This is a genomic window from Streptomyces sp. N35 (assembly GCF_016464295.1).
Taxonomy (GTDB): Bacteria; Actinomycetota; Actinomycetes; order Streptomycetales; family Streptomycetaceae; genus Streptomyces.
On sequence record NZ_JAEIMH010000091.1, the window covers coordinates 27,515 to 37,759 of the forward strand.

General features: G+C 65.4%; 9 protein-coding genes and 1 pseudogene. 3 read left to right on the top strand and 7 right to left on the bottom strand.

Annotated features, from left to right (window positions below; all coding sequences use genetic code 11):
* Positions 1-343 precede the first annotated feature (343 nt).
* From JAO81_RS34760 to JAO81_RS34780, 4 genes and pseudogenes are all read right to left on the bottom strand, one after another.
* Positions 344-1,090 carry a hypothetical protein gene (locus JAO81_RS34760; RefSeq protein ID WP_199551976.1) on the bottom strand — a complete coding sequence of 249 codons (747 nt, stop codon included), beginning with the start codon at positions 1,088-1,090 and terminating at the stop codon, positions 344-346.
* A 191-nt stretch (positions 1,091-1,281) separates the two neighbouring features.
* Positions 1,282-1,935 carry a hypothetical protein gene (locus JAO81_RS34765; RefSeq protein ID WP_199551977.1) on the bottom strand — a complete coding sequence of 218 codons (654 nt, stop codon included), beginning with the start codon at positions 1,933-1,935 and terminating at the stop codon, positions 1,282-1,284.
* A 141-nt stretch (positions 1,936-2,076) separates the two neighbouring features.
* A pseudogene (locus tag JAO81_RS34770) lies at positions 2,077-2,658 on the bottom strand (Tn3 family transposase); the annotation flags it as partial.
* 65 nt (positions 2,659-2,723) lie between these two features.
* Entirely contained in the window at positions 2,724-3,473 is a 750-nt protein-coding gene (locus tag JAO81_RS34780; RefSeq protein ID WP_199551979.1) for a DUF4158 domain-containing protein, read from the bottom strand.
* A gap of 991 nt (positions 3,474-4,464) precedes the next feature.
* On the opposite strand from JAO81_RS34780, the gene JAO81_RS34785 reads away from it, so the two are divergent.
* Positions 4,465-5,115 carry a hypothetical protein gene (locus JAO81_RS34785; protein ID WP_199551980.1) on the top strand — a complete coding sequence of 217 codons (651 nt, stop codon included), beginning with the start codon at positions 4,465-4,467 and terminating at the stop codon, positions 5,113-5,115.
* 629 nt (positions 5,116-5,744) lie between these two features.
* Positions 5,745-6,152, top strand: a complete 408-nt coding sequence (locus JAO81_RS34790; protein WP_199551981.1) for a DoxX family protein — start codon at positions 5,745-5,747, stop codon at positions 6,150-6,152.
* Between the two features lie 226 nt (positions 6,153-6,378).
* On the opposite strand, the gene JAO81_RS44135 is transcribed toward JAO81_RS34790, so the two are convergent.
* Both JAO81_RS44135 and JAO81_RS34800 read right to left on the bottom strand, forming a co-directional pair.
* A complete protein-coding gene (locus JAO81_RS44135) occupies positions 6,379-6,540 on the bottom strand; it encodes a hypothetical protein (RefSeq protein ID WP_199551982.1) in 162 nt (53 codons plus the stop codon).
* 814 nt (positions 6,541-7,354) lie between these two features.
* Positions 7,355-7,840, bottom strand: a complete 486-nt coding sequence (locus tag JAO81_RS34800; protein ID WP_199551983.1) for a hypothetical protein — start codon at positions 7,838-7,840, stop codon at positions 7,355-7,357.
* A gap of 1,419 nt (positions 7,841-9,259) precedes the next feature.
* On the opposite strand from JAO81_RS34800, the gene JAO81_RS44140 reads away from it, so the two are divergent.
* Positions 9,260-9,745, top strand: coding sequence for a GntR family transcriptional regulator (locus tag JAO81_RS44140; protein WP_199551984.1), 486 nt, complete (start codon positions 9,260-9,262; stop codon positions 9,743-9,745).
* A 98-nt stretch (positions 9,746-9,843) separates the two neighbouring features.
* Here JAO81_RS44140 and JAO81_RS34810 read toward each other — a convergent pair.
* The coding region (locus JAO81_RS34810; protein WP_199551985.1) for an amidohydrolase family protein at positions 9,844-10,245 on the bottom strand (402 nt) is incomplete at its 5' end.

The window sequence follows — 10,245 nt, forward strand, 5'->3', positions numbered from 1 at the left end:
TTGTCCCACCAGTCCTTGTAGGGATCGGAGCCAGGTGGTGTCCATGCTGGTGCACCCGCTTGCGGAGTGCTGGCCGACGGTGCGGCTGACGGGGGCACGGTCCCCCCGGGCCGTTCCGGCGCGCTGGAGCTGGAACTCCCCGTGGCACTCGCGTCTTTGCCCGCCGAGGTCGTGCCGACGCTGCACCCGGCCGCTGCGAGGAGCGCCACAGCTCCTGCAAGTCGGGCCATCGTCCCGCCCGAGCGCCTGACCATGTTCCCATCCCCACTTCGTGTACGTGTGCCTCGCGCCCCGTGACCACACCCCGAGCACCGCCGCGGCGCTCGGGGACGAGGCCAGGAGATCAGCGGTGATTCTTGAGGGCCTTCTGCACGAGTTCCTGCCTCGCGCGGTACTGGCCCTGAAGGTGCTTCCATTTCTGGGGGTTCTTGGCGATCTCGGCCTTCTGCAGTGCAGATTCCTTGGACGACCAGGCCTGGATGATGCCTGACTTCTGGACGCACTGGGCGTCGGCGATCGCCAGCTTCACCTCAGCCGAACCAGTCGCAGGCGGCTTGCGGATGTCGGGCAGGTCTAGGCTGTTGGACGCGGCGAAGACGTCGGCGGGGAACGTGTAGCCCTTGGACTTCATGCAGGACGACCAAGCCTGCTGAGCCTCCTTCACTGCCGGATCCGACTGGGCCGCGTGATACGCGTTGGTCTCCAGCTCGTTGGTCACGGCCAGCAGGGAGCCGTAGTCCTTCGCCGAGACCCCTGCGACGCCGGACAGCTGTGCACGGGCCTCGCCGACACAGCCGCCTGCGGACACCTTCTTGCCCTTGTAGGTGGGGACCGTTCCCTCCAACAGCTTCTGCTCGTCAGGATCGGTCTCCCGCTCAGCGGGGGGCGCCTTGTCGTCGCCGGGCATCCAGTACCCGTACTTCGCCGCCCAGGCCGGATCCGCGCTCCCGTAGCGCAGCTCGGTCAGTGTGCGGGGACCGCGAAAGGTATCGGACGTTGTGCTGTTGGTGACTCCGTAGCGCTTGAGGCAAGCGGTGATGATGTCCACATACGCCACGCTCTCCTCGTGGAGCTCGTAGGGCGAGGGCATGTAATCCTCGACCGGCAGGTGCACGCCACGCAAAGGCGCGGGCCCTGTGGGCGCACTCGACGGCTCAGACGCGGAGGGTGTCGAGGTGGGCGAGGCCCCGGCCCCACCGGGTTGGCTTCCAGAACAGGCAGCCAACCCGAACGCCGCGGCAGCGAGAAGACCCACACCTGCTCGGCGGTGGGCGACGCGCATCAGAAGCGGCCGGAGGCGTTCTCGTTCTTCAGCCACGACGGCAAGTTGCGGCCGTCGCCGGCGATGAACCATCCGCGGTCGCCCTTCCAGCCGCTGTTGTAGAAGACGCCGAAGCTCGGCTTGCCCTCATAGCCGTTCATGATGGACGCGGCGTTGTTCTTCACGCCCTGGCCGTATCCGGGCAGGCCCCTGCCGTTGTTGTAGGTGTAGCCGGAGTAGTTGGACAGCTGCGCGCTCGTTCCCTTGCGCGGGAAGTTCGCATTCCTCAGGCCCGAGTTGTAGTACAGGCAGACCTGCCCGTAGGCACAGAGGTTGTTTTCCACCTCCGCCTGCCCGTTGACGCCGAGCGGCGCGTAATAGACGTTCCCATCCCGCTCCACCGTCGTGGTCGGCACCCGTGCCCCGCCGGAAAGCGGCGCGATACCCAGGCGGAGCTCCTCGGCGTCCTTGGCCTGCTTGTGCGCAAGGTGTTCCGGATCCAGCTTGCCGTCCGCAAGGTCCCGCTGCTGCTGCACCTCGGCGCTCGCCGGGATCGGATCCTGTTCCGGTCGCACGGAGTCAGAGGCAACGGCCTGCCCCGCGCCGAGCACCCCGGCAACGGTCGGCGCAGCCGTAGCCGCAAACGTACGGCCAATGGATTGATGGAGATTCATGCGCCTGCTCTCTCAAGTGGGACCATCAAGCAAGATCACTCGCGTGACCGGATTGATCCAATCTGGGGCTCTCCTATGCGAAAAGGGCCAAAGGTCCCTCAATGTGAAAACCCGTCAGGCGGGGACCGGGGGTGGAGTCCCTCATCGTGTCTCCGTGGTCGAACTGGCGGAGTGCATCGGGGCGCGGGTGCGGGGCACACCGGCAGCCATTCCCATGTCTAGGCGCTTGTCCATGTCGAGGCGGGAAGTGCCGTACGGGTCGACGTTCGACCAGAACAGCGCGGTTAGGCCGCGTCGGTCCTCGCCGGTGAGCTTCTTCGCCCAGGCCGGTTCGGCCAGGACCTGCTGCACGAGCAGGGTGTTGACGTGCACGGGTGCGGACTGGAGCAGGTGCAGGGCGAGCATCGAGGTCTCGGCATGCTCCTTGTCCGGGCCGGTCAGGGCGCCGTCCTTGCCGTAGCGCAGCACCGTGTTCGCACTGTTCCAGTTCTCCACGACCTGCAGCCCGCCTTGGGCGAGGTAGTCGCAGGCGAAGATCGTGCGCACGGCACGGCCGAGTTCTTCGAGAGCCTGCTAGATGGGGTGCTTGGGGCCGCCGCGGGCGAAGCGCCGCAGCACCTGCTCCGCCTCCGCTGTTCCGAGGCGGAGCGCGGTGGCGTACTTGACCATCTGGTCGTACTGCTGCTCGATGAGCACCCAGCGGATAGGCCGGGTCAGCGAGGCGCCGAGTGCCGGCCAGCCGGGCGGGGTGCCGTCGGGGCGCTACAGGCGGATGCTGCCGATGTTCTTCAAGCGGGGCAGCAGCTTCTCCGATTCTCCGAGCAGACCGCGAACAGCCCCTTCGGGAGGGCGAGTTCCCGCGCCGACGTGAGCTTGAGGATCTCCATCAGCAAGGCGTCGAGGCCGACCGCTCCCGGGTCGCGCTTGAGCGCGGCCAGCAGCGCGGTGCCCTCGTCGTTCCCCTCCGCGACCAGCGCCAGCAGCTGCGCCCGGGCCACCGCGCCCAGGCGCTCGATGGTCCGGGCGCAGAACGCCCGCTTCCACCTGCCCCGCGCGGCAACCAGGACCTTCTCGACGCGGCTCGGGCCCGGTGGCTCGATCTTCCGCGTACGGCACTCCACCAGCAGGGCCTCGCGCTGCCTGTCCTCCCCCAGCTCGACCGGACAGACCTCCGCGGCCAGCCACGCAGTCAGCGACTTCTCATCCGCGACCGTCGACGGCCGAAACCCCAGGGCCTTTCGGATCTGCTTGCGGTGGTACTCGGCAGTCCGCCCGACCAACGTGTACTTCGCGAAGTCGGCGGCCGGGACCTTCACCAGTTCGGCGACGTACTCCACCGCGGCCGGCGGGACCTCTTCGAGAACCTCAGGGAACCGGGCCTCAAGCTCGAAGAATTTCAGCAACAGGCTGAAGCCGAGCCGGGTTGTCCCACTCTTGTTCGCCACGAGATCCCAGTCGCCGTCTACCAGCGTCCAGCTCGCCAACAGCTCCTCTGGCGACCACTCTTGCCGCACACCCGCCCCTTTGGCCTCGATCACACGATCAGACCAACGACGCCACCCAGGACCGGGAAACGGGGCTCGTCCGGCTACCCGCGACCTACTTTGCGGCTGGTGTCTGAGCTAGGACTTCAGGGCCAGGACAACAGAGTTGGGGGCGCGGGGGCCCGCCGATGAAGCTGCGTCATCCGGTCAGGGTGTTCAGCTGTCGGCCGGCCTGGGTTCGATGTCAAAGGACTCTGTTGAGTGACAAAGAACAGCGATGCGTGGTGCCCCTCCCGGAGGGGGCACCACGCGGGGCTCGAGCCCGGTCCGCCGGGAGTGTGATGACTGCCGACCAGACCCGCATACACAACAGCCGGGAACCAGTGGGCCATTGCGACACGATCGATAACCTAGTTTCACTACGAGCGAGACACTGCGTAATGACGCGCACCTTTCCACCGAACAGCCCTGCCGCCTCACCGCGGCAGCCACCCGGCCGAGCGCCACTTCCTACCCAAGACCTTGGCAGTCGCATGACATCAGCACGTGGGTACCTGCGGGAGCTATAGGCCTTATCGGCGATCACGTGGTCCGGTCCGCAGCGGGTCGTCTCAGGTCGGTGCGGGAAACGTGGATGCATTCGAGCGAGGAACGTGCACAGACACCGCCGTGTCGTTGCCCGGGGTGAACAGGATGGCCAGGGGTAGACCGCAGCCATCGTGACCAAGGTTGATTTTGGCGGACAGGCTTCCTCGGGACCGGCCGAGGACGTGATCGTCCGGTTCGCCCGCCCGGTGCATTGCTTCCTTTCCTCTGACCGTGAGTGGCCTTGTGCCCAACTAGTGCACCCTTCATTGAAATTCTGTAGCGGCATAGGTAGACACTTGGGCGCCAAAAGATGACTGAGTAGTCGACCAATTCCATGAGTGGAATAGCTGGAGTCGCTCGGAGCCGCCTCCCGTAAGAGGTTCGTAAGGGGGGCATGAACGTTTATTTACTCAAGGTCTCTTACATTGATATCTCCCAAAGAGATGGAGTTATCAAAATGAACGCCAAGCTCAAGATCGCCTCTGCAACCCTGGTCGGTCTCGTTGCATGCGGCCTGGTGGCCCCGTCGGCCGCGTCCGCGGCGACCTCGACGGACCAAACGGGAGTGGCAGCCGCGAGCGCCCGCACCACGCAGGTGATGGCGGACAAGTTTACCGTCGGCGACAAGAAGTTCACGGGCACCGCTGACGGCGCGGCCTGGGTGCGACTGGCCGTTGCGGGGCAGCCCACCGTCGAGGTTCCGGTCTCCGAGGACGGCTCGTTCGAGTTCGGCGCCAACTACCTCCCGTCGCTGCCCACCAGCGCCTACGGCACGTACGTTGCACTCAACGCCGACCGGAACCCGGTCTCCAACAACTACCGCTTCACCGTCAGCGACTACGCCCGCACCACGCAGGTGATGGCGGACAAGTTCACCGTCGGCGACAAGAAGTTCACGGGCACCGCTGACGGCGCGGCCTGGGTGCGACTGGCCGTTGCGGGGCAGCCCACCGTCGAGGTTCCGGTCTCCGAGGACGGCTCGTTCGAGTTCGGCGCCAACTACCTCCCGTCGCTGCCCACCAGCGCCTACGGCACGTACGTTGCACTCAACGCCGACCGGAACCCGGTCTCCAACAACTACCGCTTCACCGTCAGCGGAAGCTACTAGAGTCCGCCTTCAAATGATTCTTCCGTGGCGGATCACGGTGTCGTGATTCGCCGCCATGAACTGACCGACTCCGATTAGGAGTTGCTGACTCTGTTGATACCGAGTGCCGGCAGAGGCCGGCACTCGGGCGGAGGACCGCCGGGTCATCAACGGAATCGTCTACAAGATCCGTACCGGGGTTACCTGACGTGACCTGCCAGAGCGCTTCGGCTCCGGAAAACGGTGTGCACTCGCTTCCGCCGCTGCGCTATCGACAGCGAGTTCGCTCCCTGGTCCTGCACCAGGCCCATACAGACGGCACCGGCCACAAAGAGGGAACCGCCGGGCGGACACCCGAATGCGTTCTCGAGCGTAGGTCGTGCACGGCACCGCCGTGTCGTGCCCCCGGGTGAACAGGATGGCCAAGCCCGCCCTGTCGGCGGCACAAAGCCCCGTGCCGCAACCCACATCTCAGATCTCTACCAAGCTCAGACCGGTTTGCTGCCGCGGGGGCGTCGAAAGGCCACGATTTCCGGCAGCGGGAGTTTCGTCATGTCGGTCGCTCTCCCCTCTCGTTCACTTTGACCACAAGTGAGAGCCTAAGTTCCACCGGCTCCTCGCACATCAAGATATTGGAGCCTTCACCTATCATGTCCCCCACCGCCGACTCTGACCGCACAGTGTCAGTTGCGATCTCCCTCTTCCGTATCGTCGTTGGACTGCTCTTTGCCTGCCATGGCGTTGCCTCCTTGTTCGGCACCTTCGGCACCGAGTCTGTCGCCTCGGGGGCCTGGCCGGACTGGTACGCCGCTGTCATTCACCTTGTCGCCGGTGCTCTGGTCTTCTTCGGGCTGTTTACCCGTCCCGCCGCTCTGATTTCATCCGGCGCAATGGCATACGCGTACTTCACCGTCCACCAGCCGGACGGGCTCCTCCCCATCCAGAACGGTGGCGAGCCAGCCGCCCTGTTCTGTTGGGCGCTGCTCCTGCTCGTCTTCATCGGCCCCGGCTCCCTGAGCTTCGACCGAGTGCTGCGAGCACGTCGCAAAAAGCGCTGAAGGTTGTGCCGTACGTAGTGCTTATCCCCGTGAGGGCCAGGTTGCGAAGGCCTGCGATGCCGCGCATGGCCTGGTGAACGCCGTCGCCCTCGATGCGGCAGTCCCCACGATCTTCCGCTTCTTCCGTCGGGACAAGGCGTGTTGGCCGCAAGCACAGGCTCTGCGGTTCTCGGTCTCCCTCTTTACAGGTCCAGACGCTGACCGTGCCCCGGTATCTGCCCTTCGGCTATGACCGGGGCACGGCGGCAAGCGCATTGGAAACCTGACTCGTTGGCCGCCCAGCGTTCATCGCGACTGCCGGGCGGCAGATGCCCATGACCACCATCAGGGGGCCGTTGACATCGGCCACAACCAGCAGGTCGGTCGATTGGCGGTAGTTCTTGCCCAAGGCGGAGATGCTCCGGTCGTGAGTCAGTACCAGAGCGCCGTCCACAATGTGCCCGTAACCCCTGCGCGGCCGCCATGCCGGCGAAATCGCCAGCAGCAGAGCAAGCTCCTTCAGGAGCGGGACCGGTGGGTTCGGGCACGACGAAGTCCTTCACTGACAGAGGCACAGGGCAGGTGTCGCAACGGTGCATGCAGGTGGGTCTGACGGCAGAGCCGTTGATCAGAGGGGTGCGTGCCCCGGTGGCCTCAGGTACGGGCGCGAGATGCGGCGACGACGCTGTGCCGGCCGTGGTCGGGAGAACTAGAGGCAAAGCCTGCGCCGCCACCGACCGTCCTTCATTGCGGATCCGCTGCAACTGTTCGTGAGCAGCCGTCTGCCGATATCGCCGCCAGGCTCGCCGTACCAGACACCCCGCAGCTCCCAGTTCCTCGCGCGGAGCACCGCCTGTTCCACGCCCAACGCCCGTCGTTCATTTCACGTATGACGATGGGGACGTACGGCGAACCCGCCGGCTGTCGCAGCTGGCCTCTGCCGCTGGCAGGACCACTTACGTCAACACCGATGCCTACGGTCGTGCCCGGTGTGGCATCAGGACTGCTTCAGGAGCTGTTCCTCAGACAAATACGTCATCGGGTGCCCCACGTTCGGCCCGCTGATGTTGGGGATGAGACTGGACAGGGTGGGCGAAGCGATGTCCGTGAGGCCTGTGCCGTATCCGTCGCCAGCGGGATGCTCGACGCGATTCGGGGCCCAAGTCCGCTGAGCCCGACACTGGCACTTGGACGCAGCATAAGACCTGACTCCCTGCAATGGCCTACTCCGAGGCGTTAGCCACCGTGGCAAAGAGTAGGCCTCCGTCGACAGCGTTGACCGAGATGATCAGTGGTCGGGCGGTCTCGGTTTCAACCCAGTCGCGCACCGCGAGGGCAATCGCGGTTCCCTTGATGCCGCTTGGGGAACCTGGCCTCGGCTTAGGCAGGTCGGTGCTCACCAAGAGGTCACCGGTGGACGAGTGCGAACCATCCTTGTCAGCCCGCCGGACCTTGGTCACGTGTTGAGCTGCTGCCCTCGTCGCCCCAGAGACTTCGGCCTTGCGCAGCCACGTGTCGAAGACACCGGCGCTCAGTGCGGCAGTCGGAGTGTGTGAATCCGTCCCCTCATTGACCGAGGGTGCACCAGTTGCACTGATGCTCGGCGCCGCTTTGGCCACGTTGCCCGGCGCGCCAAGCCCATCACACGAGGTAAGGAGGCATACCGCAGCGAAGATGGCGGCAATGGAGGTGGCGGTGCGCAGACGCATCAATGTTCCTGAACTCGGCGTGAGATTTGAATGGGCTCCGCGCCAGGGGGACGGCGCGGAGCCCATGTGGCGCCCGGTGCAGCTGCAGGAAGGGGGAAGCCATCCGAGCCGCAAACTGCGGACGCAATGCGCCACGCGGTGCCTGCCAGGGCTACGCGCAACGCACATCTACATTGCGTGGGAACGCCGGATTCCGAAGAAGCACGCCTCACCGGTAACGGCCCCACACACGCGGACCACTGCGTCACTACTGCTGATCCGCGCGCTTGAGTGCGGCCCGGGATTCCCCACGATGCACCGCCCGGAAGCAACATACGGATCGCCCCCGAGCCCGTGCCCGGGCCGCAACGCCAGTCTCGCCCAACCGCCGCCCTCCAGCTGCAGCCATTAGTTGATCAACCGGCGACTAAAGGCAGCAATCCCAAGAACTATCGGCTGCACAGAGGGCGGTACGCGATGCAGGCCGACCATCAACCCCGCACCTGGCCGCGAGGATAGGACCAGGGCCGGCGTCTCCCCCATTCCCTTGGGAAGTTGGCGCGCAGTCGCTCGGAGGAGCTTGCTTCTTGCAAGCGTCTCTTAGTGGGGTTCTCGGATTGGGCCAGCGGGCCAGCAGCGCTGCGAACGTGGTCAGCACGGATGCCGCGTCCAGCACAAGTGGGCGTGTTCGGCATGCGAAGTCAGTGGCGACGACCGCCACTTGACCCGGGCGATGACGACGGACTGCAGTCTGTGGGCGACGGCGATGAACATGCCTGACAGTGGGATCTCCTGGATGCGCACGCGGATGGCGCTAGCCCAGCGCAACGGCTACGCGCGGCGGGCTCCTGCATAAGGAGCACCCCGCAGGTTGTCCGGCAGCGCTGTCTTCAAGCCGCATCGAAATCATCGCGCAGCGCGGACCATGCTGGTGCCTTCGATGGTTGATGCCAGAGTGCCGAAGGGTGACAACGAGCAAAGCGCACTGCTGTACTGCGTCGCTCAGTCTCAGCGCGGGCGCGGCCATGCACGGCGTGTCCGGCCGGACACGACACTGGCCCTTCACCAGTCAGTCCACGGTGAGTTGGGCTGTTGGTGCGCGGACTATCGAGGGCGCGCCGGCAAAAATCAACTTTGAACGCCGACTTGTCTCCTTTCGGGAATCCCCGTCTGCGAAAAATCCGGGCAGAGTGTGAAGGTAATGAGCGGCGCGAGGGGAGTGAACGTCGTAAGTGCTACTGAAGACATGAAACCTGGTCAGGGTACGGCTGCTGATGAGGGCGCCGGCGTCCTCAATGCCTTTCAGGCAAGCGACAGTTCGACGCGGGAAGCAGTCGCTGTTGAACTGGCCTGCGCTGGTAGTTGTCTCCGTTTCCTCAACCGCAGCCCCTGCCTGGCGCCCACGACACCCGAACCTGCACTCTGACGTATCCCACGCGAATGATCGATAGCCCTCCTCTGCCCCGCCGCGACGACACATCGCGCTGTCAGCGCGTCGCCTCCGACCTGTACCGACGGCTCACCCAGGTCGTGCCCCACCAGGACATTCCTTCGCCCATCGCGATCGCCCGGCTCTACCGGATTCCGCTGCCGACCGCACAGTTCGTACGTCGGACCCTGACCACACGATTGCGCCCAGCCCCACTCGCCGGCGCCGCGGAGGTATGCGCCGACAGCGCAAACGCCAAGTGGGAGCAGGTAGCTCAGGATCTGCAGCACAGAATCCGCACGGGCCAACTACGCGGACGTCTGCCGACCCAAGAAGACCTTGCCACCGAGTACCAGGTATCCCTCGACACCTTGCGCAGAGCCATCCGGAAACTCGCTACCGAAGGCCTGTTGCATGTGATGCGGGGCAGCCAAGGCACCCACGTCAGCGGACCACCGCATCCGGTCCCAACCGTCAGCTGCCCTCAGCACTCCTAGAAGACCATTCCGACGCGGAGGCCGGATCAGCCATCTCCTCGACGTACGCCCTGCCGCTGCCCACAAGCGACAGGGCTCTGGTGAATCCACCACACCCCCTACCCCAAGTACTGGCTGATCCCCCGCGCCAGATACGCCCCATGCCCGGCCCGCCCCACGAACTCCCGCTGGTCGATGACGAGTTCGCCGCGCGAAAGCACCGTCTCCACCCGTCCCGTGACCCGCTTCCCCTCGTACGCCGAATAGTCCACGTTCATGTGATGCGTCTCGGCCGACATCACCTGCTCGGCCGCCGGGTCGTAGATCACCACATCAGCGTCCGCCCCCGGCGCGATCGTCCCCTTCTTCCCGTACAGGCCGAACATCCGCGCCGGAGCGGCACAGGCGATGTCGATCCAGCGGCGCCGCGAGATATGCCCGTCGAGGACCGCCTGGTGCAGCAGATCCATCCGGTTCTCCACCCCGGGCATGCCGTTCGGGATCTTCGAGAAGTCGCCGCG

Coding starts and splice junctions, on each gene's coding strand:
- JAO81_RS34800 (WP_199551983.1), bottom strand. CDS start 7,840: ATGCGTCTGCGCACCGCCACCTCCATTGCCGCCATCTTCGCTGCGGTA.
- JAO81_RS34790 (WP_199551981.1), top strand. CDS start 5,745: ATGTCCCCCACCGCCGACTCTGACCGCACAGTGTCAGTTGCGATCTCC.
- JAO81_RS34785 (WP_199551980.1), top strand. CDS start 4,465: ATGAACGCCAAGCTCAAGATCGCCTCTGCAACCCTGGTCGGTCTCGTT.
- JAO81_RS34760 (WP_199551976.1), bottom strand. CDS start 1,090: ATGCCCTCGCCCTACGAGCTCCACGAGGAGAGCGTGGCGTATGTGGAC.
- JAO81_RS34765 (WP_199551977.1), bottom strand. CDS start 1,935: ATGAATCTCCATCAATCCATTGGCCGTACGTTTGCGGCTACGGCTGCG.
- JAO81_RS44140 (WP_199551984.1), top strand. CDS start 9,260: ATGATCGATAGCCCTCCTCTGCCCCGCCGCGACGACACATCGCGCTGT.